The 25020-nt window shown below is 66.6% G+C and carries 23 protein-coding genes and 1 tRNA gene; 20 read left to right on the top strand and 4 right to left on the bottom strand.

Going from position 1 to position 25020, the window contains the following annotated elements:
- Positions 1-10 precede the first annotated feature (10 nt).
- The 16 genes from F1C58_RS08110 (at position 11) to F1C58_RS08035 (ending at position 17785) form a co-directional block, all read left to right on the top strand.
- Complete coding sequence (locus F1C58_RS08110) at positions 11-274, top strand: phosphoribosyl-ATP diphosphatase (protein WP_185200648.1); 264 nt, start codon at positions 11-13, stop codon at positions 272-274.
- A 44-nt stretch (positions 275-318) separates the two neighbouring features.
- Positions 319-1158: an ATP phosphoribosyltransferase gene (hisG, locus tag F1C58_RS08105; RefSeq protein ID WP_185200647.1), complete on the top strand. Its 840-nt coding sequence runs from the start codon at positions 319-321 to the stop codon at positions 1156-1158.
- Positions 1159-1160: 2 nt separating this feature from the next.
- Positions 1161-1925: an imidazole glycerol phosphate synthase subunit HisF gene (gene hisF, locus F1C58_RS08100; RefSeq protein ID WP_185203892.1), complete on the top strand. Its 765-nt coding sequence runs from the start codon at positions 1161-1163 to the stop codon at positions 1923-1925.
- A gap of 5 nt (positions 1926-1930) precedes the next feature.
- Positions 1931-2353, top strand: a complete 423-nt coding sequence (gene hisI, locus F1C58_RS08095) for a phosphoribosyl-AMP cyclohydrolase (RefSeq protein ID WP_185203891.1) — start codon at positions 1931-1933, stop codon at positions 2351-2353.
- Entirely contained in the window at positions 2346-3881 is a 1536-nt protein-coding gene (locus F1C58_RS08090; protein ID WP_185203890.1) for an anthranilate synthase component I, read from the top strand. The genes hisI and F1C58_RS08090 overlap by 8 nt, the downstream gene beginning before the upstream one ends.
- A 3-nt stretch (positions 3882-3884) precedes the next feature.
- Complete coding sequence (locus tag F1C58_RS08085; protein ID WP_185203889.1) at positions 3885-4514, top strand: Trp biosynthesis-associated membrane protein; 630 nt, start codon at positions 3885-3887, stop codon at positions 4512-4514.
- A gap of 52 nt (positions 4515-4566) precedes the next feature.
- Entirely contained in the window at positions 4567-4797 is a 231-nt protein-coding gene (locus tag F1C58_RS08080) for a DUF6704 family protein (RefSeq protein ID WP_185203888.1), read from the top strand.
- 5 nt (positions 4798-4802) lie between these two features.
- Positions 4803-5573 carry an indole-3-glycerol phosphate synthase TrpC gene (gene trpC, locus F1C58_RS08075; protein ID WP_185203887.1) on the top strand — a complete coding sequence of 257 codons (771 nt, stop codon included), beginning with the start codon at positions 4803-4805 and terminating at the stop codon, positions 5571-5573.
- Between the two features lie 27 nt (positions 5574-5600).
- Positions 5601-6863, top strand: coding sequence for a tryptophan synthase subunit beta (trpB, locus tag F1C58_RS08070; RefSeq protein ID WP_185203886.1), 1263 nt, complete (start codon positions 5601-5603; stop codon positions 6861-6863).
- On the top strand, positions 6860-7672 hold the full coding sequence (gene trpA / locus F1C58_RS08065; protein ID WP_370543696.1) for a tryptophan synthase subunit alpha: 813 nt from the start codon (positions 6860-6862) through the stop codon (positions 7670-7672). The genes trpB and trpA overlap by 4 nt, the downstream gene beginning before the upstream one ends.
- An 84-nt stretch (positions 7673-7756) precedes the next feature.
- Positions 7757-8818, top strand: coding sequence for a prolipoprotein diacylglyceryl transferase (gene lgt / locus F1C58_RS08060; RefSeq protein WP_370543695.1), 1062 nt, complete (start codon positions 7757-7759; stop codon positions 8816-8818).
- A 155-nt stretch (positions 8819-8973) separates the two neighbouring features.
- Positions 8974-13557, top strand: coding sequence for a glutamate synthase large subunit (gene gltB, locus F1C58_RS08055; RefSeq protein WP_185203885.1), 4584 nt, complete (start codon positions 8974-8976; stop codon positions 13555-13557).
- Complete coding sequence (locus F1C58_RS08050) at positions 13550-15004, top strand: glutamate synthase subunit beta (protein ID WP_185203884.1); 1455 nt, start codon at positions 13550-13552, stop codon at positions 15002-15004. The genes gltB and F1C58_RS08050 overlap by 8 nt, the downstream gene beginning before the upstream one ends.
- Positions 15005-15058: 54 nt before the next feature.
- Positions 15059-16504: a pyruvate kinase gene (pyk, locus tag F1C58_RS08045; protein ID WP_185203883.1), complete on the top strand. Its 1446-nt coding sequence runs from the start codon at positions 15059-15061 to the stop codon at positions 16502-16504.
- A 109-nt stretch (positions 16505-16613) separates the two neighbouring features.
- Positions 16614-16886: a hypothetical protein gene (locus F1C58_RS08040; protein ID WP_185203882.1), complete on the top strand. Its 273-nt coding sequence runs from the start codon at positions 16614-16616 to the stop codon at positions 16884-16886.
- Positions 16887-16888: 2 nt separating this feature from the next.
- Positions 16889-17785 (top strand): FHA domain-containing protein, encoded by an 897-nt coding sequence (locus F1C58_RS08035; RefSeq protein WP_185203881.1) that lies wholly within the window; start codon positions 16889-16891, stop codon positions 17783-17785.
- 70 nt (positions 17786-17855) lie between these two features.
- On the opposite strand, the gene F1C58_RS08030 is transcribed toward F1C58_RS08035, so the two are convergent.
- Both F1C58_RS08030 and F1C58_RS08025 read right to left on the bottom strand, forming a co-directional pair.
- Positions 17856-18188 carry an ATP-dependent DNA ligase gene (locus F1C58_RS08030; RefSeq protein WP_185203880.1) on the bottom strand — a complete coding sequence of 111 codons (333 nt, stop codon included), beginning with the start codon at positions 18186-18188 and terminating at the stop codon, positions 17856-17858.
- Positions 18189-18244: 56 nt separating this feature from the next.
- The gene (locus tag F1C58_RS08025) at positions 18245-18871 is read right to left on the bottom strand and encodes a DUF2510 domain-containing protein (protein ID WP_185203879.1); all 627 of its coding nucleotides are present in this window, start codon (positions 18869-18871) and stop codon (positions 18245-18247) included.
- 89 nt (positions 18872-18960) lie between these two features.
- Here F1C58_RS08025 and F1C58_RS08020 point away from each other — a divergent pair, with 89 nt between their 5' ends.
- Positions 18961-19761, top strand: a complete 801-nt coding sequence (locus F1C58_RS08020; RefSeq protein ID WP_185203878.1) for a class I SAM-dependent methyltransferase — start codon at positions 18961-18963, stop codon at positions 19759-19761.
- Positions 19762-19791: 30 nt separating this feature from the next.
- Here the strand turns inward: F1C58_RS08020 and F1C58_RS08015 are convergent.
- A tRNA-Leu gene (locus F1C58_RS08015) sits at positions 19792-19874 on the bottom strand.
- Between the two features lie 39 nt (positions 19875-19913).
- Here F1C58_RS08015 and F1C58_RS08010 point away from each other — a divergent pair.
- Positions 19914-20519: an ANTAR domain-containing response regulator gene (locus tag F1C58_RS08010; protein ID WP_185203877.1), complete on the top strand. Its 606-nt coding sequence runs from the start codon at positions 19914-19916 to the stop codon at positions 20517-20519.
- A 233-nt stretch (positions 20520-20752) separates the two neighbouring features.
- Here the strand turns inward: F1C58_RS08010 and F1C58_RS08005 are convergent, their stop codons facing one another.
- Positions 20753-21178 carry a hotdog fold thioesterase gene (locus tag F1C58_RS08005; RefSeq protein WP_185203876.1) on the bottom strand — a complete coding sequence of 142 codons (426 nt, stop codon included), beginning with the start codon at positions 21176-21178 and terminating at the stop codon, positions 20753-20755.
- 54 nt (positions 21179-21232) lie between these two features.
- Between F1C58_RS08005 and polA the strand changes: the two genes are divergently transcribed.
- Together polA and F1C58_RS07995 are read left to right on the top strand one after the other, a co-directional pair.
- A complete protein-coding gene (gene polA, locus F1C58_RS08000) occupies positions 21233-23911 on the top strand; it encodes a DNA polymerase I (RefSeq protein WP_185203875.1) in 2679 nt (892 codons plus the stop codon).
- A 344-nt stretch (positions 23912-24255) separates the two neighbouring features.
- Complete coding sequence (locus F1C58_RS07995; protein WP_185203874.1) at positions 24256-25017, top strand: DeoR/GlpR family DNA-binding transcription regulator; 762 nt, start codon at positions 24256-24258, stop codon at positions 25015-25017.
- The last annotated feature ends 3 nt before the right edge of the window (positions 25018-25020 follow it).

The following is a 25020-nucleotide window of genomic DNA, read 5'->3' as shown; positions in this document are numbered from 1 at the left end:
CCTTGCAGGTGTGAAATCGTTCGACGACCTGTTTGCTGAGCTCAGCGAGAAGTCGGTGTCGCGCCCCGAGGGTTCTGGCACCGTTGCCGAACTCGATGCCGGAGTGCACGCCATCGGTAAGAAGATCGTCGAAGAAGCCGCCGAGGTGTGGATGGCGGCGGAATTCCAGTCTCTCGACGAGACGGCGGAGGAGATCTCCCAGCTGATCTATCACCTTCAGGTGCTCATGATCTCGAAGGGCCTGACCACGGCGGATGTCTACCGACATCTGTGAGTCCTGCCCTCCGTCCACCGTCACCCTCACCTGAAGAGACCACCATGTTGCGAATCGCAGTGCCCAACAAGGGTTCCCTGAGCGAGACCGCCGCCGAGATGCTGTCCGAGGCCGGATACGCCGGCCGTCGCGATCCGCGCGCGCTCAACCTGTCCGACCCCCGGAACGACGTGGAGTTCTTCTTCCTGCGTCCCCGTGACATCGCCACCTACGTCGGATCCGGCGCACTCGATGTCGGGATCACCGGGCGCGACCTGCTTCTCGACTCCGGGTCGACCGCCGTCGAGATCGCCAGTCTCGACTTCGGGGCCTCCACGTTCCGTTTCGCCGGCCCGGCCGGTGCCTTCTCGACCCTCGAGCACCTGGAGGGAGTCCGTGTCGCAACGAGCTATCCCGGTCTCGTGGGCGATTTCCTCGCCCGGAACGGAGTGACTGCCGAGCTCGTCAAACTCGATGGCGCGGTCGAATCTGCCGTGAAGCTCGGGGTGGCGGATGCCGTGGCCGACGTCGTCTCGACCGGATCGACACTGCGCGCCCAGGGCCTCGAGATCTTCGGCCCGGTCATCCTCGAATCCTCGGCAGTTCTGATCAGCGCGAAGACCGGCCTGCCGGGAATCACCACACTCCAACGCCGTCTCCAGGGCGTGCTCGTCGCCCGCCAGTATGTGCTCATGGACTACGACCTTCCGATCGGGCTGATCGAGGCGGCCTCGGCCATCACCCCGGGACTCGAGTCGCCGACGGTCTCGCCCTTGCGAGACAGCGACTGGGTGGCCGTGCGAGTGATGGTGCCGAAGGAGGACACCAACCAGGTCATGGATCGACTCTACGAACTCGGTGCCCGTGCCATCCTGGTCGGCCCGATTCACGCGGCGCGGATCTGACCGTGCCTGTCGCGGTGCGTGTGATCCCGTGCCTGGACGTCGCGGCCGGCCGGGTGGTCAAGGGCGTCAACTTCCTCGATCTGCGTGACGCGGGGGATCCCGTGGAGCTCGCGCGCCGCTACTACGAGCAGGGTGCGGACGAGATCACCTTTCTCGACGTCACGGCCACCGTCGATGATCGCGCCACGATGTACGACGTGGTGCAAGCGACTGCAGAGCAGGTGTTCATCCCGCTCACCGTCGGCGGCGGTGTGCGGACCGTCGAGGATGTCGCCCGCCTTCAGGGCCATGGGGCGGACAAGATCGGCGTGAACAGCGCCGCGATCGCCCGTCCTGCCCTCCTCGGCGAGATCGCCGATCGCTTCGGGGCCCAGGCCCTTGTTCTGTCCCTCGACGTGAAGAGGTCCACTCGCGGGGCGAGCGGATGGGTGGTCACCACTCACGGTGGCCGCACCGAGACCGACATCGATGCGCTCGCCTGGGCGATCGAGGCGATCGAACGGGGCGCCGGGGAGCTGCTGGTGAACTCCATCGACGCGGACGGCACCAAGAACGGTTTCGACCTGCCGCTGATCGCCGCCATGCGGGAGATCAGCCGGGTGCCCGTGATCGCCAGCGGAGGAGCCGGGTCGATCGAACACTTCGCGCCCGCGATCGTGGCCGGCGCGGATGCCGTGCTCGCAGCATCCGTCTTCCACAACGGAGAATTGACCGTCGGCGACGTGAAACAGGGACTCGCCGAGGCCGGCATCCTGGTGAGGAATTGAGCGCGATGGACACCCCACAGATCGACACCGCACCGAGCGGAACTGCACCTCTCGACCCCTCGATCGACGCCGTGCTCGCCCGGGCGAGTTTCGACAGCGACGGCCTTCTGCCCGCGATCATCCAGCAATGGGACAGCCGCGAGGTGCTCATGCTCGGCTACATGGATGCGGAGGCGCTGCGCCGCACGCTGACCGAGGGGCGTGTGACCTTCTGGTCCCGTTCGCGCCGGGAGTATTGGCGCAAGGGGGACACCTCCGGTCACCGCCAGTACGTGCGGGGTGCCGCACTCGACTGTGACTCCGACACCCTGCTCGTGCAGGTGGAGCAGGTCGGAGCCGCCTGCCACACGGGGGCGCACGCCTGCTTCGATGTGGACCCCCTCGACCCGGTGGTGCTCGAGGCGACGGAAGGTACTGCGCATGAGTGAAACCACCAGCCGCGAACAGTTCGAATCGCTGCTCGACGGCCATCGTGTCGTGCCGGTGATCCGCGAGCTCTTCGCCGACGGCGAGACTCCGGTGGGCATCTACCGCAAACTCGCGAAGGGCGAACCGGGCAGCTTCCTGCTCGAATCGGCCGAGCAGGGCGGCATCTGGTCGCGGTTCTCCTTCATCGGGGTGTCCAGTTTCGGGGTGCTCACCCAGTCCGTCGATGAGTCCGGGGCGGATGTCGCGGTCTGGCTCGACTATGGGCTGTCCGCCGAGCGCGCGCTCGGCAGCGAATGTCCGACGGGCCCGCTCGCGGCTCTCGCACATCTCTACGAACGCTGGGGCACCCCTCACGTTCCCGGTCATCCTCCCCTCACTGGTGGTCTCGTCGGCTTCATCGGCTGGGAGGCGATCCGCCAGATCGAGCGACTGCCCAACCGTCCCCCGGCCGATTTCGATTTCCCCGGGCAGGCACTGAGCTTCGTGTCAGAGCTCGTGGTCGTCGATCACCGCACCGGAACGGTGCTGCTCATCGCAACGGTGCTCAACGACGGGGTGGATGCCACCGAGGAGCTGTGGTCCGCCGCCCAGTCCCGGCTCGATCGGATGCAGGCCGGCATAGCGCAGCCCGCGGAGGCCTGGCTCGCAGAGGTCGACCTGTCGACGCCGGCGGCGGCCGTGCCGCGCATCGAGGCCCCGATCTTCCATGAGGCGATCGAGAAGTCGAAGCAATTCATCCGCGACGGTGATGTCTTCCAGGTCGTGATCTCCCAGCGCTTCGACCACGAGATCACCGCCGACCCGATCGACGTCTACCGGGTGCTGCGCACCCTCAACCCGAGCCCCTACATGTACCTGCTGTCCCTGGTGACGGCGGAGGGCGAGCCGTATTCCATCGTGGGATCCTCCCCGGAGGCGCTCGTGAAGGTGGAGAACTCGCGGGTGTACATGCACCCCATCGCCGGATCCCGCCCGCGGGGGATCGGACCGGAAGAGGATCTCGCCCTCGCGGACGAACTGCTCGCCGACCCGAAGGAACGGGCGGAGCACCTGATGCTCGTCGACCTCGCCCGCAATGATCTGCTCAAGGTCTGCATCCCGGGCACCGTCGAGGTGAGCGAATTCATGCAGGTGGAGCGTTTCAGTCACATCATGCATCTCGTCTCCTCCGTCGAGGGCGACCTGAGGTCGACGGCCAATTCGATCGATGTGTTCCGCGCGACCTTCCCGGCCGGTACCCTCTCCGGTGCGCCGAAGCCGCGGGCGCTGGAGATCATCGACGAGCTCGAGGTCGCCCAGCGCGGCCTGTACGGGGGAGTGGTCGGGTATTTCGGTTTCGCGGGGGATCTCGATCTCGCCATTGCGATCCGCACCACCACGATTTCGGGAGGGATCGCGCGGGTACAGGCCGGCGCCGGCCTCGTCGCGGATTCGGATCCAGAGAGCGAATACCTCGAATCGCAGAACAAGGCTGCCGCTCCGCTCCGGGCGGTCGCCATCGCCAACGCGATGCGGCGAGTGCAGTAGGCCATGTCACCCCGTCGGCTGAAGAACGTCACGCTGCTCGCGGCGATCGTGCTGAGCGGTCTCACCCTGCTCACCTGGACCGGTGAATGGTTCTCGCTCACTCTGCGCGAGTCGGCAACCGGGCATCCCGTACTCAGCGTCACCGGCGATGTCGCGGCCCCGGCGCTCATCGCCCTCGCCCTCGCCAGCCTCGCCCTTGTGGCAGCTCTCGCGATGTCCGGCCCCCTCTTCCGGGTCGTGCTCGGTGTGCTCCAGGTCGTCATCGGGTTCACGGTCGCGCTCTCGGCGATCCTCGCGGTGTCGAATCCGGTGCACGCATCGGAGGCGGCCATCTCCGCGGTCACCGGTGTCGGCGGCTCGAAGTCGATCGCCGCACTCGTCACGGCGGTGTCGCAGTCCGCCTATCCGGTGATCGCCATCGCCGTCGGCATCCTCACAGCCGTGCTCGGAGTGGTCGTGCTGGTGACCGGCAGGCGCTGGCCCGGCTCATCCGGGCGGTATCGCCAGCCCGTCGTTCTCGAGGATCCCGAAGCGGGCTCGGGCGGCGACGATTCCGAGCCAGAGGATGCCGCTGCCCACGCCGTCTCGGACTGGGACACGCTGAGCGGCGGAAGCGACCCGACCTCGCGGTAGAGGCATCGCCCCTCGCGATAGACTGTGTGCTGAACACCCACGAAGGAGACCTGTGAGCGACGAATTCCCCGAGCCGGGCGAAGGCAATTCCCCGGCTGCCTGGACTGCCGTGATCATCATGCTTGTCGCGTTCAGCATCGGCACGATCGCGTTCTTCTTCGACGTGCAGTTCATGGTCTGGGCCTCAGTCGGGCTGCTCCTCGTCGGCATCATCGTCGGTTTCGTGATGAAGCGCATGGGTTACGGCGTCTACGGCGCGAAGTACACCCCGAAGGGCCACTGACTCAGGTGCTCGCCGATCTCGTTTCCGGGGCCATCCAGGATGCTTCGGAGCGCCGTGCCCTGCGCACCCTCGCCGAAGTCGAAGCCGCAGCCCTCGCCCGCCCGGCGGCGATCGACGCCCTCGCGGCGCTCGCCCCGGCGTCTCGCGTGCGCATCATCGCCGAGGTGAAGCGGGCAAGCCCGTCTCGTGGTTCTCTCGCGGACATCCCCGACCCGGCTGCACTCGCCGTGTCCTATGAGACCGGGGGCGCCAGCGCGATCAGCGTTCTCACTGAGGGGCGCAAGTTCGGTGGATCCCTCGCCGATCTCGAAGCGGTGCGGGCAGCGGTGACGGTGCCCGTGCTTCGCAAGGATTTCATCGCCGAGCCCTATCAGGTGTTCGAAGCCCGCGCGGCGGGGGCGGACCTGGTGCTGCTGATCGTCGCGGCACTCGACCAGGCGACACTCACCGAACTCTTCGAACTCACCCGCCAACTCGGCATGGCGGTGTTGGTGGAGACCCACAGCGCCGACGAGGTGTCCCGGGCCCTCGACATCGGTGCCGGCCTCGTCGGGGTCAACGCCAGAGACCTCTCCACCTTCGAGCTCGACCAGAACCTCTTCGGCACGCTCGCCGGGCAGATCCCCTCCGGCGTGATCCGGGTCGCGGAGTCCGCCGTGAAGTCTGCGGCGGATGTCGCGCACTACCGGGAAGCCGGGGCGGACGTCGTGCTGGTGGGCGAGGCGCTGGTCACAGGAGATCCGGTGCGAACACTGGCAGAATTCCTCGGTAACTAGTCAATCTCGAGCAAGGGTTGTAGATCCATGGCACTGCGTGATGAACTCGGCCCGTATTTCGGCGAGTATGGCGGACGTTTCGTCCCGGAATCGCTCATCGCGGCCCTCGACGAGTTGGATGCCGCCTACACGGCGGCCAAGACCGATCCGTTGTTCCAGGAGGAGCTCGCCGAGCTTCACCGCACCTACACCGGTCGCCCCTCGATCATCACCGAGGCTCCCCGGTTCGGGGCCCATGCGGGCGGTGCGCGCATCATCCTCAAGCGCGAGGATCTCAACCACACCGGCTCGCACAAGATCAACAACGTGCTCGGGCAGGCTCTGCTCGCGCGTCGACTCGGAAAGACCCGCCTGATCGCGGAGACCGGCGCCGGCCAGCACGGGGTGGCGACCGCCACGGCCGCCGCGCTGTTCGGCATGGACTGCGTCGTCTACATGGGTGAGGTCGACACCGAGCGCCAGGCGCTCAATGTGGCACGGATGCGCCTTCTCGGCGCCGAGGTCATCCCCGTGACCGCAGGTTCCCGAACGCTCAAAGACGCCATCAACGAGGCACTGCGCGACTGGGTCGCCAACGTGGACAACACCCACTACCTGCTCGGTACCGTCGCGGGGCCGCATCCCTTTCCCGTGATGGTGCGCGATTTCCACAAGATCATCGGCGAGGAGGCCAGGGCCCAGGTGCTCGAGCTCACCGGCGCGCTTCCGGATGCCGTCACCGCCTGCGTCGGCGGGGGGTCCAACGCGATGGGGATCTTCCACGCCTTCCTCGACGACCCCGGTGTCGCGCTCTACGGCTACGAGGCCGCCGGAGAGGGCCACCTCACCGAACGCCATGCCGCAACTATCACCCGCGGTCGCCCCGGCGTGCTGCACGGCACCCGCACCTATCTCCTGCAGGACGAAGACGGCCAGACCGTGGAATCCCATTCGATCTCCGCCGGCCTCGACTACCCGGGCGTCGGCCCGGAACACTCCTGGCTCAACGACATCGGGCGCGCGTCCTACCTGCCGATCACCGATGACGAGGCGATGTCTGCCATGCGGCTACTCTCGATGACCGAGGGGATCATCCCGGCCATCGAGTCGGCGCATGCCCTCGCCGGCACGATCAAGCTCGGGCTCGAGCTCGGCCCGGACGCGACCATTTTGGTGAACCTCAGTGGTCGCGGGGACAAAGACATGGAGACGGCCGGCAAGTACTTCGACATCCTCGACACCGAGGCCCTCACGGCCGAGGCCGTGGGGGAGCTCGCCATGCAGGCCGGCTCGACCGGGGATAACGCGTGAGCACCGCGACTGCGAGCAGCGCCGGCCTGAGTACGGTCGAAGCGGTCATCGCCGCGCGAAAGGCGGCCGGTAGCGGCGCACTGGTGGGGTACCTCCCTGTGGGATTCCCCGACCTGCGCACCAGCATCGAGGCCGCCGTCGCCCTTGCCGAGAACGGCGTCGACGTGATCGAGCTCGGCCTGCCGTACTCCGATCCGGTGATGGATGGCCCGGTCATCCAGGCCGCTACCCTCACTGCCATCAATTCCGGTTTCAAGCTGCGCCACGGATTCGAAGCGATCGCGGAGATCACGGCCCGCACGAACGTTCCGGTGCTCCTGATGACGTACTGGAACCCCGTGGTGCAGTACGGCGTCGAACGGTTCGCCGACGACCTCGTCGCCGCCGGTGGTGCCGGGCTGATCACCCCGGACCTGATTCCCGACGAAGCGCGCGACTGGCTGGCAGCATCCAGTCGCACCGGGCTCGACCGGGTGTTCCTCGCCGCTCCCTCGTCCACCGAGACCAGGCTCGAGCAGGCCGTCGAGCGCAGCAGGGGCTTCGTCTACGCCGTCTCGACGATGGGGATCACCGGTGCTCGAAGCGATGTGGATGTCGCGGCGAAGACCCTCGTCGCCCGCCTCCGCGACGCGGGGGCGACCTCCACCTGCGTCGGTCTCGGCATCTCCTCCCCGGAGCAGGTGCGTGAGGTGATCCAGTACGCGGATGGCGCCATCGTCGGTTCCGCCCTGGTGAAGGCTCTCGCCGATGGCGGGGTGTCCGCCGTCGCGGCGACGGCCGCGCACCTCGCGACCGGTACGCTTAGCTAGGTCTTCCCCCGCGGTCGAGGCCGGAGACTCCAGCATCACACTCACGCAGCACTCCAGCGTCAGTACGAAAGGCACCCTCGAAAAGTGGTTATTCCCCTGAGCATCCCCAGCCCGAGCGAAGCCTGGCAGGCGATCCACCTCGGCGAATGGCTCAACAGCCTCGGCCTGACCTTCGTCTCCCCGAATCTCAGTATCCGTACTTACGCCATCTGCATCCTCGTCGGCATCATCGCCGCCACCATCCTCACCAACCAGCGGCTCAAGGCGCGCGGCGCGGAGTCCGGTGTGGTGCTCGACATCGCTCTGTGGGCGGTGCCGCTCGGCATCATCGGCGCGCGCATCTTCCATGTCGTCACCCATCCCGACGACTATTTCGGCTCTGCCGAGAAGATGTTGCACATCCTCTACATCTGGGAGGGCGGAATCGCGATCTTCGGATCGCTCATCGGCGGAGCGATCGGTGTCTACATCGGTTGCCGCATGACCGGCGTGCGGTTCTGGACCTTCGCGGATGCCCTCGCGCCCGGCCTCCTGCTCGCTCAGGCCTTCGGCCGCTTCGGCAACTACTTCAACCACGAGCTGTACGGTGTGCCGACGAACGCGTGGTGGGGCCTCGAGATCGAGAAGTCCAACCCGGCATTCCCCGCGGGGCTCCCGGCGGGAACGCTGTTCCAGCCGACGTTCCTCTTCGAAGTGATCTGGAACGTCGCCGGCGTGCTGGTGATCCTGTATCTGTCGAAGAAGTTCACCCTCCAGTGGGGCAAGACGCTCTCTGTCTACCTGATCTGGTACGGCCTCGGCCGCAGTTATTTCGAGTCGATCCGCATCGACCCCAGCCTGATCTTCCTGGGGGTGCGCACGAACATCTGGGCGGCCTGGGGGGCGATCCTTGTCGGTGTGATCATCTTCGTCGTGCAATCGCGTCGCCACCCCGGCCTCGAGCCCAGCGCCTATGTGCCCGGTCGGCAGTGGTCCCCGACGGCTGCGGTAGACTCTGCGGACACCTACTCGGAATACGATGAGACCGACAACGATGCCGATCTCGACAACTACTCGCACTCCGAATCGGCAACGGTATCCGCTCCTCAGGGCGGCGCCGCAACAAGCGGGAAGTCCGTCACAAGCGGCACCCGCCTGAAGTCGTAATACCCTGAAGTCTCACCGGAAAAATGCCGTGAATTACGGCATCGAAGGTCGGGCGCCGCACCCCAGCGTCTGAGTATCGCAATCATCTCGGGCTTCAACTCTTCGGGCCGCCGCCGTCCCACCTGCCGACGTAACTTCGTGAGGACGGTTTCACCATGGCACTCACGCCAGCTTTCTCCCGCTTCAGCACCGCTCCCGCCGCGACCGGGATGTACGACCCGCGCCGCGAAAAGGATGCCTGTGGTCTCGCGATGGTCGCGACCCTGCGGGGTACCGCCGGGCACGACATCATCGACCTCGCCCTCGGCGCCCTTCGCAACCTCGAGCACCGCGGTGCCATCGGGTCGGACGCGGGAACGGGTGACGGCGCCGGCATCGTCACGCAGATTCCGGATGCCTTCTTCCGCGCGGTCTCCGGCATCTCGCTCCCGCCCGTCGGCGAGTACATCGCCGGCACGGCGTTCCTGCCGGTCGACGCCGACGAGCGCGCCTCGATCAAGCAGGAGTTTGCGGCCCTCGCCGAGCAGGAGCACCTCACGGTGCTCGGTTGGCGCGAAGTCCCGGTGCGTCCGGATGGGCTCGGAAACCTCGCACGTGAGGCGATGCCGTTCTTCGAGCAGGTCTTCCTGTCGAGCACGCTCGGCTCCGCGGGTGCGCCGGTGCGGGGCATCGCCCTCGACCGCCAATCGTTCCGGCTGCGCAAGCGGGCCGAACGGGAACTCAACGCCTACTTCCCCTCCCTGAGCTGCCGCACCATCGTCTACAAGGGCATGGTCACCACGCTCCAGCTCGAGCCCTTCTATCCCGACCTCTCCGACGAGCGCTTCGCGTCGAAGCTCGCCCTCGTGCACTCGCGCTACTCCACCAACACCTTCCCGTCGTGGCCGCTCGCGCAGCCATTCCGCATGATCGCCCACAACGGTGAGATCAACACGGTGCAGGGCAACCGCAACTGGATGCGTGCCCGTCAGTCGCAGCTGGAGTCTGAACTGCTCGGCGACCTCGCGCCGATCTTGCCCATCGTCACGCCGGGGGCGAGCGACTCCGCGTCCTTCGACGAGGTCGTCGAGCTGCTCAACCTCGGGGGCAGGTCGCTGCCGCACGCGATGATGATGATGGTGCCGGAGGCCTACGAGAACCAGCTGGACATCGACCCCGCGCGGCGCGATTTCTACGAGTACCACTCGATGCTCATGGAACCGTGGGATGGCCCGGCCGCCCTCGTCTTCACCGACGGATCGCTCGTGGGGGCAACGCTCGACCGCAACGGACTCCGCCCCGGCCGCTACCTCGTCACCGACGACGGTCTCGTCGTGCTCGCGAGCGAGATCGGTGTTCTCGACATCGCCCCCGAGCGGGTCGTGCGGAAGGGCCGGTTGCGTCCCGGCAAGATGTTCCTCGTCGACACCGAGGCCGGACGCCTCATCGAAGATGACGAGATCAAGAGCGAGCTCGCGGCATCCGAGCCCTGGGGCGCCTGGCTGGAGAGCGGTCGCATCAACCTCAAGGACCTGCCCGAGCGCGAACACATCGTTCACACCCCCGCCTCGGTCACCCGTCGCCAGCGCACCTTCGGCTACACCGAGGAGGAGGTGCGGATCCTTCTGAAGCCGATGGCGGAGAACGGCGCAGAGCCTCTCGGTGCCATGGGCTCCGACACGCCGATCGCCGTGCTCTCGAAGCGACCCCGCCTGCTCTTCGACTACTTCACCCAGCAGTTCGCCCAGGTGACGAACCCGCCCCTCGACAGCATCCGCGAGGAGGTCGTCACCTCGCTCAAGCTCGGCCTCGGCCCAGAGCGGAATCTGCTGGATGCCACCCCGGAGCACGCGCGCCAGGTGATCCTCGACTTCCCGGTGATCGACAACGACGAGTTGGCCAAGATCCAGCACATCGCGCCGAAGTCCTCTCGCCAGGCCTTCAACCCCACCCGCACGATCAAGGGTCTCTACCGCGTCGACCAGGGTCCGAAAGCCATGGAGCAGCGCATCGCCGCCATGTGCGACGAGGTCGATACCGCCATCGCCGACGGCGCGCTGTTCATCGTGCTGTCGGATCGCGATTCCAATAAGGACTTCGCCCCGGTGCCGTCCCTGCTCATGCTCGCGGCGGTCCATCACCACCTCATCCGTGCCGAGAACCGCATGAAGGTCGGGCTCATCGTCGAGGCCGGGGACGTGCGGGAGGTGCATCATGTCGCGCTCCTGATCGGCTATGGTGCCTCGGCGATCAATCCATATCTCGCCATGGAGTCCGCCGAGGAGCTCGTGCGCAGCGGCATGATCTCCAGCATCGATGCGCAGAAGGCCGTGAAGAACCTGATCAAGGCCCTCGGCAAGGGTGTGCTCAAGATCATGTCGAAGATGGGCATCTCCGTGGTCGGCTCCTACGCAGGCGCCCAGGCCTTCGAGGCGGTCGGACTCGACCAGGCCTTCGTCGCCCAGTACTTCACCGGTACCTCGAGCCTTCTGGGTGGCGTCGGCATCGACGTGATCGCCGCGGAGAGTGCGTCGCGCCATCTTGCCGCCTACCCGGAGGACGGCGCCATCAACGCGCACGAGCGGCTCGCCATCGGCGGGGAGTACCAGTGGCGCCGCGAGGGCCCGCCCCACCTCTTCAACCCGGACACGGTCTTCAAGCTGCAGCACGCTACGCGGTCACGGCGCTACGACATCTTCCGTCAGTACACGAAACTCGTGGACGAGCAGGCCACCCACCTGATGACGCTCCGCGGACTATTCTCCCTGCGCGATGGCGTACGCCCGGCCGTGCCGATCGACGAGGTGGAGTCCGTGGCATCCATCGTCACGCGGTTCTCCACCGGTGCCATGAGCTACGGCTCGATCAGCGGCGAGGCGCACGAGACACTCGCCATCGCGATGAACAGCCTGGGAGCCAAGAGCAACACGGGGGAGGGCGGCGAGGACACCGCGCGCCTGCTCGATCCCCAGCGCCGCAGCGCGATCAAGCAGGTCGCGTCCGGTCGGTTCGGCGTCACCAGCATGTATCTCACGCATGCCACAGACATCCAGATCAAGATGGCACAGGGGGCGAAGCCCGGTGAGGGCGGCCAGTTGCCGTCGAACAAGGTCTACCCCTGGATCGCCAAGACCCGCCATGCCACCGCCGGCGTCGGCCTCATCAGCCCGCCGCCGCACCACGACATCTATTCGATCGAAGACCTCAAGCAGCTGATCTTCGACCTCAAGCGCGCGAACCCGGATGCCCGGGTGCACGTCAAACTGGTGAGCCAGTCGGGCATCGGAGCTGTCGCCGCCGGTGTCACTAAGGCCCTCGCGGACGTCGTGCTGGTCTCCGGCCATGACGGAGGCACCGGCGCGAGCCCGCTCAACTCGTTGAAGCACGCGGGAACGCCCTGGGAGCTCGGCCTCGCCGAGACCCAGCAGACGCTGATGCTCAACGGAATGCGCGGACGCGTCGTCGTGCAGGTCGACGGCCAGATGAAGACCGGTCGTGACGTGATCGTCGCGGCACTGCTCGGAGCCGAAGAGTACGGCTTCGCCACCGCCCCGCTCGTGGTCTCCGGGTGCATCCTCATGCGCGTCTGCCACCTTGACACCTGCCCCGTCGGCGTGGCCACCCAGAACCCCGAGCTGCGCAAGCGCTTCACCGGAAAGCCGGAGTTCGTGGTGAACTTCTTCGAATTCCTCGCTCAGGAGGTGCGCGAGTACCTCGCCGAGCTCGGATTCCGCTCGATCGAAGAGGCGGTCGGACACTCCGAGCTGCTCGACGTCAACCGGGCGATCGAGCACTGGAAGGCTGATGGGCTCGACCTCGCGCCGATCCTCGACGGACCTGTCTTCGGTGCGGACGAACCGCGATCCAATGTCTCCCAGCAGGAGCACGAGCTCGACAAGCACTTCGATGTGGAGCTGATCCGGCAGAGCGAGGCCGCGCTGCAGAGCGGAGAGCCAGTCGCTATCTCGCTCCCGATCCGCAACACCGAGCGTGCAGTCGGCACGATGCTCGGCCACGAGGTGACGCTCCGTCACGGGGAGAACGGCCTCCCGACCGGCACCATCGACATCACCCTGCGCGGAACCGCCGGGCAGTCCTTCGGGGCGTTCGTGCCGAGCGGCATCACCCTGCGACTGGAGGGGGACAGCAACGACTACGTCGGCAAGGGTCTCTGTGGGGGACAGATCATCGTGCGCCCCGACCGCAACAGCAGCTTCCCGGCCGAGCGCAACGTGATCGCCGGCAACGTGATCGGCTACGGAGCGACGCAGGGGAGCCTGTTCCTCCGCGGCATCGTTGGCGAACGGTTCCTCGTGCGCAACTCGGGCGCGACCGCCGTCGTCGAGGGAGTCGGTGACCATGCCCTCGAATACATGACCGGAGGCCTCGCTGTGATCCTGGGAGGCACTGGGCGCAACCTCGGCGCGGGCATGTCCGGCGGTACCGCGTACGTCTTCGACCTCGCACCCGAGCGGGTCAACCGCGATGCCCTCGCTTCTGGCGAGCTCGAACTGCTGCCGCTGGGCGCGGGCGATGTCGAGATCGTCACCGACCTGCTCCGGCAGCACCTCGCACAGACGGACTCCGCGGTCGCGGCCCGCATGCTCGCGAACCTCGACGAGTCGATGGCCCGGTTCGTCAAGGTTCTGCCCCGCGACTACGCCGCGGTCATCGCGACGCGCGCGACCGCGGTCGAAGAGGGGCTCGACCCCGACGGGGATGTTGTCTGGTCTCGGATCATGGAGGTAACCGGTGGCTGATCCCAAGGGATTCCTGAAGACGCGCGAGCGGGAGCTGCCCGCGCGGCGTCCGGTCGCGCTGCGACTGATGGACTGGAAAGAGGTCTACGAGCAGGGCGATGCGGCAACCGTGCGCAAGCAGGCTGGTCGCTGCATGGACTGCGGCATCCCGTTCTGCCACCATGGCTGCCCGCTCGGCAACCTCATCCCGGAGTGGAACGACCTCACCTGGCGCGGAGAGGGCCGACAGGCCATCGAGCGACTCCATGCCACGAACAACTTCCCCGAGTTCACCGGTCGGCTGTGTCCCGCCCCCTGCGAGTCCTCGTGCGTGCTCGCGATCAACCAGCCCGCAGTGACCATCAAGAACGTCGAGGTCGCGATCATCGATCAGGCCTTCGCCAACGACTGGGTGGAGCCGCATCCCCCCGAGCGCCTCACCGGAAAGACCGTCGCGGTGGTCGGATCCGGCCCCGCCGGCCTCGCCGCGGCCCAGCAGCTCACGCGTGCCGGTCACACGGTCGCTGTCTTCGAGCGGGACGACCGCATCGGCGGTCTCCTGCGTTACGGCATCCCGGACTTCAAAATGGAGAAGCGCCATATCGAGCTCCGTCTCAAGCAGATGCAGGCCGAGGGCACCCGTTTTCGGGCGGGTGTCAACATCGGCGTCGACATCCCCTGGGATGAGCTGCGAGCGCGGTACGACGCGGTGGTGGTCGCCACCGGTGCGCTGAAGCCGCGCGACCTCCCCATCCCCGGGCGAGACCTCTCCGGCGTGCACTTCGCCATGGACTACCTCGTTCAGCAGAACCGAGTGGGCGCCGGCGACGTGATCGTCGATCAGCTCACCGCCGACGGAAAGCATGTCGTCGTGCTCGGTGGCGGCGACACCGGGGCGGACTGCATCGGCACGGCGCACCGCCAGCAGGCACTCTCCGTCACGAACCTCGCCATCGGACTCCAGCCGCCCCACGAACGTCCGGAGCACCAGCCCTGGCCCATGTCCCCGACGCTCTTCGAGGTGTCGAGTGCACACGAAGAGGGTGGAGAACGGGTCTACCTCGCGTCCACCGTGGAATTCCTCTCCAACGACGCCGGTGAGGTTCGAGCCATCCGCGTCGCGGAGACCGAATATCTCGACGGGCGTCGCGTTCCGAAGGCCGGCACCGAGCGGGAGATCCCGGCGGATCTCGTGCTTCTCACCCTCGGATTCACGGGAACGGAGAGCGACGCCCTGGAGTCCCAGTTGCGCCTTCCGCTCGAGCGTGGAAACGTTGAACGCGATGCCGACTACCAGACGAGCGAATCCGGCGTGTTCGTCGCCGGCGACGCCGGTCGTGGCCAGTCCCTCATCGTCTGGGCCATCGCGGAAGGCCGCGCCGCCGCAGCCGCCGTGGACCGCTTCCTCGAGGGCGACACCGAACTCCCGTCCCCGGTCGCCCCGACCGATCGCGCCATCGCGATCTAAGGCCCTCTCTTCCTCTCACTCTTCACGAGTTCTTCCCACAACAGAAAGAAACACATGAGACGCGCAAAAATCGTCGCAACCCTCGGTCCGGCAACGGCAAGCTATGAAAACATCCGCGCCATCGTGGATGCCGGAGTCGATGTCGCACGGATGAACCTCAGCCACGGCAGCTACGACGTGCATGAGGAGGTCTACGCGAACATCCGCAAGGCGAGCGCGGACTCCGGCCGGGCCGTCGCCGTGCTCGTCGACCTGCAGGGGCCGAAGATCCGACTCGGCAAGTTCGCGAACGGGCCCCACGACCTCGCGGTCGGCGACATCTTCAAGATCACCATCGAAGACGTGCTCGGCACGAAGGAGCTCTCGGGCACCACCTTCAAGGGCCTACCCAACGACGTGAAGCCGGGCGATCCCCTCCTCATCGATGACGGCAAGGTCAAGCTCAAGGTCATCTCGACCGACGGCACCGTCGTCACCACCGAGGTCGTCGTCGGCGGCGCGGTGTCGAACAACAAGGGCATCAACCTGCCCGGTGTCGCCGTGAACGTGCCCGCGCTGTCCGAGAAGGATGAGGCGGACCTCCGCTGGGGCCTGAAGCTCGGCGCGGATCTCATCGCTCTCTCCTTCGTGCGCAACGCCGACGACATCGTGCGGGTGCACGAGATCATGGCCGAAGAGGGCGTAAAGGTGCCGGTCATCGCCAAGGTCGAGAAGCCGCAGGCCGTCGACAACCTCGAAGCCATCATCGATGCTTTCGACGGCATCATGGTCGCCCGAGGAGACCTCGGAGTGGAGCTGCCGCTCGAGGCGGTGCCGATCGTTCAGAAGCGCGCGGTCGAGCTGTCCCGTCGCATGGCCAAGCCGGTCATCGTCGCCACCCAGATGCTCGAATCCATGATCTCGAGCCCGATCCCGACCCGCGCCGAGACCTCGGATGTCGCGAACGCCGTGCTCGACGGTGCAGACGCCGTGATGCTGAGCGGCGAGACCAGCGTGGGGGAATACCCCGTGATCACCGTGCAGACCATGGCACGCATCATCACCTCCACCGAGGAGCACGGGCTCGAGCGCATCGCGCAGCTGGGCACCAAGCCGCGCACCCAGGGCGGCGCGATCACCCTGGCTGCCGCGGAGGTCGCGGAGTTCGTCGAGGCCAAGTTCCTCTGCGTGTTCACCGAATCCGGCGATTCCGTGCGACGGATGTCCCGGCTGCGCAACCGCATCCCGATCATCGCCTTCACGCCGGAGGAGCGCATCCGCAATCGTCTCGCCTGGGTGTGGGGCACGGAGACCTATCGCGTGGAGCGCAAGACCCACACCGATGAGTTGTTCGGCCAGGTCGACGACATCCTGATCGGTCACAACCGGGCCGTCGTCGGCGAGAAGGTCGTGGTCATCGCCGGATCCCCTCCCGGAATCTCCGGTGGCACCAACGACATGCGAGTTCACCGTGTCGGCGATGCTCACAACGCGGTAGCACCGGCCTACGCCGCAGACTGATCGCGGACTCCCTGTGGAGGGGGAAAGAGGCTGGCCGTCGGCTGTGAAATCGGCGGCCAGCCTCACCGTCTCGGTACGGTGAGATCAACCACTCGGGAAGGATTTCATCGTGACTGACTCACAGCAGGTTTCGGGCCCATTCGACGACTCGGCGGGGCCGGAGGGTCGCAGCATCAGCGACTGGACGGATCTCGGGCGGGAGATGTGGTCGTACCTCACCGGGCGCGGCGCCGCGGTCAATTACAGCTTCATCGACATGACCGTCGAGGTGCCCCGCGACATCGGCCCTGACGCCCCGCGCGCCACCTGGAAGCTCAACGGCACACTCCGCGTCACCACGAGTGACGACCAGGCTGCCGGCGCAGACCAGCACCGCAACTGATCATGGTGGCCGTTCCCCGGCTGGAGATTGATCTCAGCTTCTCGCTGGACGAGCCCGACGGCGATGACATCGGCGCGGATGGGCCTCACACCCTCGAAGGCACCGTCACGGCGGCGGGCAGCGACATCGAGATCTTCGCGAACCACCCCGAGATGCTCATGCAGGGGCGCAGCGTCAAGCTCGCCGACATCCGCTCCCTCGCCCAGGAGATCGCGGGGTACGGCCTGTCCGTCACGCTGACCGGACCCGACGGCGTCATCGCGCGGATCGGCGACGTGAACGCCCCGGTGATGCAGCGTGTCGTCACCGGCTCCCCGCACATCAGGCTCGGGAGCGCTGCGGCTGTTGCTCCACTGCTTCGCCGGCGCTCCACTGCGACCCCCGCAGTGTCCCTTCCCCCGGCGACTCTGTTCCCTCTCGTGCCCACCGTGAGCCGCCGCATCCGCCGCAGGGTCACCACGACGCACTACCTGCCGGGTTCGGGGCGTCCCCGGCTGATCTTCGTCATCGGCTCGGAGAACTGGAACGGCCAGATGCCTCGGGAGTTCGACCTGCTCCCCAACGGGACCACCATCGGCTCCGGAGCCGAAGCCGACCTGCAACTCGAGGGTCTGAGTCCGGTGCACGCGGAGATTCGTCACACGAAAGACGACGAATATGTGCTCTACCCCATCGGCGAACTGAGCGGCAGTTCACGTCTCGCCGAGGCGAGCGGGCGGAAGGACGGCGGGCAGGTTCTGCGCACCGGCACGCGGATCGAACTCGGAAAGTGGAAGATGGCGTACTTCCGGGAGGAATTCGCTGACCACGGGCGGCCCCACGGCGGACGAGTCGGCGGGGAACTCGCCCGGCAGAAGCCGCAGGTTGACCCGCGGCCCGGGCGGTCCATCCCGCGGTAACGATCGACGCTGCAGGTGGCCTGATGCTCTGGTTGGCTGCGCCGACGGGGCGGCCCGCCCGAAGCGGGAGCTATTTCGCCGTCGAATCGGGCGACGGCCCCTCGGCGATCGGCTCGCTCGAGAACTGCAGACCTCCGGCACTGTTGGCCGAGAGCATGAGGGCCTCGATCCAGGCGCGGTTGAGGGTGGGGGCCCGACTCCCGGCATAGCGATAGACGATGGCGCTGCTTTGGTCGAACCAGATGGAACTCCGACCCGTTCCGGCCTCCGCCGAGCTGGTCCAGGTGAAGAGGAATCCCTCCCGGCGCCGGAGTTTCGCGGTGATCACCACCTGCAGGTGCACGAGTGCACGGTCGTCGAAACCGATCTCGGTGCCCGAATTGCCATACAGCAGACTACCCATGAGGGTGCTCCAGAAGTTGTGGCAACCCTAGCGTCCTTTGGACAGTGCGGAAGACCTCAGCTCGAGAGCGGGGTCGTGCCGACGAAGTCGGCCACGAACATGCTGAATTTCACCACATTGAGCACGACGACCACCGCCGTGATGGCGACCCAGACCCAGAGCGGCGCGCGGCCGTGACCCGCGCGCCGGCCGACGATGACGGACCGCCCGATCACATAGACGCCACCGCTGAAGAAGGTCCAGGCCCAGTGGAATGGCCGGTCGTAGCCATCACGCAACAGCCGCTTCCGGTCGAAGTAGGCGAGCACCACGGCGCCCCCGTAGACGAGCCAGCCGAGAATCAGGCTCGTGATGTATCCCGGGTCCTGGTACATCGCCAGCGGGTCGGAGGGGGATGCCACTAGAGCGGAGAGGTTGATCGTGAGTAGAGTCACGATGCCGAGTAACGGAAGCAGGGCGATGACCCAGATGAACACGTTGTACACGGGAGTGCCGGCGGGCACCGTCAGTGGTGCCGGCCGCAGCGAATACGGCGTGACTCCGGATGCCGGCGCGCTGGGACTCACGCGTTCTGTCCAGGCCGCACCGTCCCACCAGCGCAACTGGGCGGCACCGGTGTGGTCCGGGTACCAGCCCGCGGGCGTGTTCGGAACCGATGAACCAGGTGTGGGCAGGTCGGTCACGAGTTCTCCAGCGGTGTCGTCACGGGCAGTGGGCGAGCACCAGCCTAACTACACCCTGAAGCGCAGCCCGGACCCACGAGGAGCGAAGAATGACTGAGGATGCCCGATCGGGCCTGTTCCAATCGAACTCGATCGCCGAGAACTATCGCCACTACCTCCTTCCGACGGTCTTCGAACCGTGGGCGCGTCATCTGGTGCAGACCGTCGCGCCCCGATCGGGCCTCACCGTGCTCGATGTCGCCTCGGGCACCGGAGCGGTCGCCCGGGCCGCCGCCACGGCGGTGGGACCGACCGGCCGGGTGATTGCGAGCGACATCAGCGCGGGAATGCTCGGCGAGGTGTCTCGCGGTGCGGACCCGGACGGGGCGCCCATCGAGACGCTCGAGGCACCGGCGACAGCCCTACCGCTGGAAGACGACTCCGTTGACGTGGTGCTCTGCCAGCACGGCCTCCCCTTCGTGCGCGACCAGGCGGCCGCTCTCGCGGAGATGAAGCGGGTGCTTCGTCCGGGCGGCAGCCTCGGCATCGTCGTCTGGGTCGCGGCGATGCGCCTGGAGCCCTTCGACAGCTACGGAGACGCCCTGCGTGACGAGGGTATCGACGAGCCGTTCACCCGGGCCTGGGATTTCGACTCGTTCAAGATGACCCGCGCGAAGCTGGTGAAGATCCTCGCTGGCTTCGAGGGCGCCGCGATCGAAACCACCTCCTTGCGGCTCGACTGGCCGAGTGTCGACGATGCCGTGAACGGCATCTTCGGCACACCGTACGGGCCGGTGCTCTCCGCGCTCATGCCCGAGCGACAGGATCACGCGCTGTCGGCTCTGAGGGACTGGATGACGGCCTCGCCGCATCCGCTCGTCACCGCGTTCGTCGTGACGGCGACCGCCTGACCGACGACCCGCTGCGGTCTCGCCCCATCGTGCCGGTGGTGGGACTCGAACCCACACGCCCTTTCGAGCAAAGCATTTTGAGTGCTCCGCGTCTGCCATTCCGCCACACCGGCGCACGATACCGAGCCCAAGAATACCGTAGGGTTGTGATCGTGCCAGACCAGGAAAACGCTACTCAGACCCCCCGCCGTGTGGTGGTGGCCGAGGATGAGTCGCTCATCCGCCTCGACATCGTAGAAACGCTGCGAGACAACGGTTTCGAAGTCGTCGGAGAGGCCGGGGACGGGGAGACCGCTGTCGCCCTTGCCACTGAGCTGCGCCCGGATCTCGTGATCATGGACGTGAAGATGCCGCTCCTCGACGGCATCTCCGCCGCAGAGCGCCTCACCAAGAACCACATAGCACCCGTCGTCCTGCTCACCGCCTTCAGCCAGAAGGAGCTCGTGGAGCGGGCGACAGAGGCCGGCGCACTCGCCTACGTGGTCAAGCCGTTCACGCCGAACGACCTGCTGCCGGCGATCGAGATCGCGCTGGCGCGCTACGCGCAGATCATCACCCTCGAGGCCGAGGTCACCGACCTCGTCGAACGCTTCGAGACCCGCAAGCTCGTGGACCGCGCAAAGGGCCTCCTCAACGAGAAGATGGGCCTCACCGAGCCGGAGGCGTTCCGCTGGATCCAGAAGGCGTCGATGGATCGTCGCCTCACCATGCACGACGTCGCCCAGGCGATCATCGAGCAGCTCTCCGCCAAGAAGTAGCGCGCACCTCCGCCGGCGTCGACGCGCGCTTCCGCGCGTGCAGCTTCTTTCGTTGCCGGTGATGCCCAGAGCGGAGATCCCGGACGACACGCCGTGCCTGCCGCCTGCTGCGCGGCGTGGCTGCGCGGGGCTCCGCTGTGGGCATACTCCCCGCAGGCACCATTGGCCAGAAGCCGCGAAACCTCAGCACCGACGCGGTGGACGCCGCCGAAGCCGGCCCCGCCCCGTGAGTCTCAAGCGTCGCGTAGGAAGTTCGTCATGCGCACGGTCGACAGTCGTCTGCCCTGCTCATCCCGCATCACGATTTCGTGTGTGGCGAGGGTGCGGCCCAGATTGAGTGCGACGCAGGTGCCGGTGACGATTCCGGACGTGATGGAGCGACTGTGGGTCGCGTTGATCTCGATGCCGACCGCGATGCGACCCGGGCCGGCATGGATCGCGGATGACACGGATCCGAGAGTCTCGGCGAGTACGACATGCGCGCCGCCGTGGAGCAGCCCGACGACCTGGGTGTTGCCATCCACCGGCATGGTCGCGACGGAGCGTTCAGCCGAGAGTTCGAGGAATTCGAAGCCCATCTTCTGGGCGAGAGCGCCGCCACCGGAGTTCACGAGCCGCTCAACCAGTTCGGGGTCGAGATCGTCGGGGATGATGGTCATCGTCTTCTTCCTGGCGGGCTGCGGGCTGTCGGCGGCCGCGGATAGGCTGGCTTCGTGCCGGACAACGAAAAGCCTACCCTCCTCGTTATCGACGGGCATTCGCTTGCCTTCCGGGCGTTCTACGCCCTGCCCGTCGACAGTTTCCAGAACCGGGAGGGTCAGCACACCAACGCGATCCACGGGTTCATCTCGATGATGCTCAACCTGCTGCAGAAGGAGAAGCCGACCCATCTAGCGGTGGCCTTCGACATCTCGCGCTACTCGTTCCGCACCAGGGAGTACCCCGAATACAAGGGCACAAGAGGCGAGACTCCGGCGGAATTCATCGGCCAGATCCCGCTTCTCGAAGAGGCGCTCCACGCCATGGGCATCACCACGATCTCGAAAGAGGACTACGAGGCGGACGACATCCTCGCCACCCTCGCATCGAAGGGCGCGCAGGCGGGATTCCGCGTACTCATCGTCTCCGGCGACCGGGACGCGATCCAGATGGTCAACGACGACGTGACCCTGCTCTACCCGAACGCGCGCGGGGTGTCGGAGCTCAAGCGATACGACAGGGATGCCGTGTTCGAGCGCTACGGCATCGAACCTCATCAGTACCCGGATGTCGCCGCGTTAGTCGGCGAGACCAGCGACAACCTCATCGGCATCGACAAGGTGGGGGAGAAGACCGCAGTCAAGTGGATCACCCAGTACGGCGGACTCGACGAGGTGCTCGCCCACGCGGATGAGATCAAGGGCGTCGTCGGGGAGAAGCTCCGTGAGCAGCAGGACCGCGCCATCCGCAACCGCAAACTCAACCACCTGCTCACGGACGTTGAGTTGCCCGTCGGCCCGCACGATCTCGACCGGCGCCCCATCGATGAGGCGGCCGTGCGCGAAGTCTTCGACAAGCTGCAGTTCCGAACGCTGCTCGACCGCGTGCTGAAGATCGCCGCGGCGGCGGGCGACCCGGTCTCCTTGGAGTCCACCGGTGGGGGCTCGGCGGCCCCGGTGTCGGAGATTCCCGGCGTGCGAACGATGATCGACGAAGAGCTCGGCCACTGGATCGCGACGGTGAGCGCGAAGGGAACCCGCGCTCTCGGCCTGCACCTCGATATCGGTCACGAGGGCATCATCGGATTCGGGCTCGCGACGGCGGATGACTCTGCGTATGTGCCCTGGGCCGCGGGTCGCCCGGACTATGACGCTCTCGCCGCCTGGCTCGCCTCCCCGGCGCCGAAGTACCTCTTCGACTACAAGCCCACTCTCAAGCGCCTGCAGAAGGCCGGTCTCGCGCTCGACGGCGTCGCCTTCGACACGACCCTCGCCGCGTGGCTTCTGAAGCCCGGTGGTCACGACCAGCCGCTCGCGGATCAGGTCTATACGCACCTCGGCGAGCATCTGGCCGAACCGGATCCCAACCAGCTCGTGCCGGAGGCGGACGCGGTGAGTGCCGCAACGCAGGCGTGGTACGTCTTGCGACTCTCGGAGTACCTGACCGAGCGTCTCGACGAGGGATCACTGCGCGTGCTTCGGGAGATCGAGTTGCCTCTCATCCCCGTCGTCTCGGCGATGGAGTCGACCGGAATCACGGTGAATCCGGGCATCCTCGAGCGGCTCAATCGGGAGCTCGGAGAGACCGCGGCGGATCTCGCCTCCCGCGCCTATGCGGAGATCGGCGGACGGGAGATCAACCTCGGGTCGCCGAAGCAGCTGCAGCAGGTGCTGTTCGACGACCTGCAGATGCCCAAGACCCGGGCCAACAAGACCGGGTATTCAACGGATGCCGCCTCCCTCGCCGACCTCCAGGAGCAGAATCCGCATCCCTTCCTCGACCTGCTGCTTCAGCATCGGGACGCCACCAAACTCCGGCAGATCGTGGACACCCTGGAGAAGGCCATTGCGGACGACCACCGGGTTCACACCCGCTACGACCAGACCGGCACGAGCACGGGCCGCATCTCCTCGACCGACCCGAACCTGCAGAACATCCCGGTGCGCACCTCGGTGGGCCGTGAGATCCGCACCGCCTTCGAGTGCGGGCCGGAATTCACGACACTGCTCACCGCCGACTACTCGCAGATCGAGATGCGGATCATGGCACACCTCTCCGGGGATGCCGGACTCATCGAGGCCTTCAACTCCGGCGAGGACCTCCACCGTTTCGTCGGCTCCCGCATCTTCGGTGTCGACCCGGCCGACGTCAGCTCGGCGATGCGCACCAAGGTCAAGGCGATGTCGTATGGACTCGCCTACGGCCTCAGTGCCTTCGGACTGAGCAAGCAGCTGCGCATCGAGAACTCCGAGGCGAAGCAGCTGATGACCGACTACTTCGAGCGCTTCGGCGCCGTGCGCGACTACCTGCGGAGCGTCGTGGACCAGGCGCGTGAAGACGGCTACACCGAGACGATCTTCGGTCGTCGTCGTCCGTTCCCCGACCTCGCGTCCAACAACCGGGTGCTCAAGCAGAACGCCGAGCGAGCCGCACTCAACGCGCCGATCCAGGGCTCGGCCGCGGATATCCTCAAGATCGCGATGCTCGGAGTGGCCTCAGACCTCGAGGAGAAGGGGCTCGAGTCTCGGCTGCTGCTCCAGGTTCACGACGAACTGGTCTTCGAGGTGGCCGCCGGCGAGCTCGACGCGCTCACCGCGCTCGTCACCGATCGGATGGGGCACGCCGCTGACCTCGCGGTGCCACTCGAGGTGCAGATCGGCCTCGGGGCGAACTGGGATGCAGCCGCCCACTGACCCGGCGGTCACTGACCCGGCGCTCACTGACCCGGCTGCGCTCTGACCCGGCGCTCACTGACCCGGCTGCGCTCTGACCCGGCTGCGCTCTGACAGCGCTGCGCTCTGACACCGCTGCCTCTTGGCGCCGGCGCAGTGCCCCTCGCGTTTCTGTCTGCGCGGGTCGGGTTCCGGGGGACTGCACCGATCCTTGTGCGTGCCCCGGAGTTACGGCTGCGCTCGCGACCATTCCGCGACACGCCACGCCTGTGAATGGCATATGAGTTGACAAGCGGACACAAACGGACTTATATAAACGCAGAACAACATTCCCGATGTTGTTATTTCCACGACAAAGAGGTCCGATGTACGCTCCTGAGCGACACAAGCAGATCCTGGAGACTGCGCGGTCCTTCGGCCGCGTCGAGGTCGCCGGACTCGCTCGTGACCTCGCGGTGACACCGGAGACCGTGCGCCGAGATCTCACGGCGCTGGAACGTCGCGGGGTTCTGCGTCGGGTACACGGGGGAGCAATCCCGGTCGAACGCTTCGGCAACGAGCCGGATGTCGCGGACCGCGAGGCTCACTCCACCGGGCAGAAAGAACGCATCGCCCGCGCGGCGCTCGAAGAGCTCCCCGACGGTGGTTCGATCATCCTCGACGCCGGAACGACGACGGTGCGACTGGCGCAACTGCTCCCGACCGACAGGGAGCTCACCGTCGTCACCCACTCCATCCCGGTCGCGGCGATCCTCACGGGACGTTCCAACATCAACCTCCACCTTCTCGGCGGAGTCGTCCGACCGCGAACGCTGGCCGCGGTGGGGGAGTGGACCAAGGCGCAGATCGTCGATGTCTTCGCGGATGTCGCCTTCATGGGCACCAACGGGATCAGCGTGGAACGCGGGCTCACCACCCCCGATATCGCCGAGGCGACCATCAAGCGCGCCCTGATCGAGGCATCCCGACGCGTCGTCGTGCTGGCCGATCACACCAAATTCGGCCGCGAGGACTTCGCGCGTGTCGCGCCGCTCAGCGTGGTCGACACGATCATCACGGATGTCGGCCTCGACGTGGAGTTCGCCGAAGACATCGAGAGCGCCGGCCCGACGGTGGTGATCGTGTGATCG

Source organism: Glaciihabitans sp. INWT7, assembly GCF_014217685.1.
Lineage (GTDB): Bacteria > Actinomycetota > Actinomycetes > Actinomycetales > Microbacteriaceae > Lacisediminihabitans.
Note: the sequence above shows the minus strand (reverse complement) of the source record. Positions and strands in the feature narration are given on the sequence as shown.

Excerpts from the sequence above, each read along its gene's own strand:
- gltB (WP_185203885.1), top strand. The coding sequence starts at position 8,974 with ATGGCACTCACGCCAGCTTTCTCCCGCTTCAGCACCGCTCCCGCCGCG.
- F1C58_RS08035 (WP_185203881.1), top strand. The coding sequence starts at position 16,889 with ATGGTGGCCGTTCCCCGGCTGGAGATTGATCTCAGCTTCTCGCTGGAC.
- F1C58_RS08085 (WP_185203889.1), top strand. The coding sequence starts at position 3,885 with ATGTCACCCCGTCGGCTGAAGAACGTCACGCTGCTCGCGGCGATCGTG.
- F1C58_RS08005 (WP_185203876.1), bottom strand. The coding sequence starts at position 21,178 with ATGACCATCATCCCCGACGATCTCGACCCCGAACTGGTTGAGCGGCTC.
- hisI (WP_185203891.1), top strand. The coding sequence starts at position 1,931 with ATGGACACCCCACAGATCGACACCGCACCGAGCGGAACTGCACCTCTC.
- F1C58_RS08030 (WP_185203880.1), bottom strand. The coding sequence starts at position 18,188 with ATGGGTAGTCTGCTGTATGGCAATTCGGGCACCGAGATCGGTTTCGAC.
- pyk (WP_185203883.1), top strand. The coding sequence starts at position 15,059 with ATGAGACGCGCAAAAATCGTCGCAACCCTCGGTCCGGCAACGGCAAGC.
- F1C58_RS08090 (WP_185203890.1), top strand. The coding sequence starts at position 2,346 with ATGAGTGAAACCACCAGCCGCGAACAGTTCGAATCGCTGCTCGACGGC.
- F1C58_RS08020 (WP_185203878.1), top strand. The coding sequence starts at position 18,961 with ATGACTGAGGATGCCCGATCGGGCCTGTTCCAATCGAACTCGATCGCC.
- trpB (WP_185203886.1), top strand. The coding sequence starts at position 5,601 with ATGGCACTGCGTGATGAACTCGGCCCGTATTTCGGCGAGTATGGCGGA.
- hisG (WP_185200647.1), top strand. The coding sequence starts at position 319 with ATGTTGCGAATCGCAGTGCCCAACAAGGGTTCCCTGAGCGAGACCGCC.
- F1C58_RS07995 (WP_185203874.1), top strand. The coding sequence starts at position 24,256 with ATGTACGCTCCTGAGCGACACAAGCAGATCCTGGAGACTGCGCGGTCC.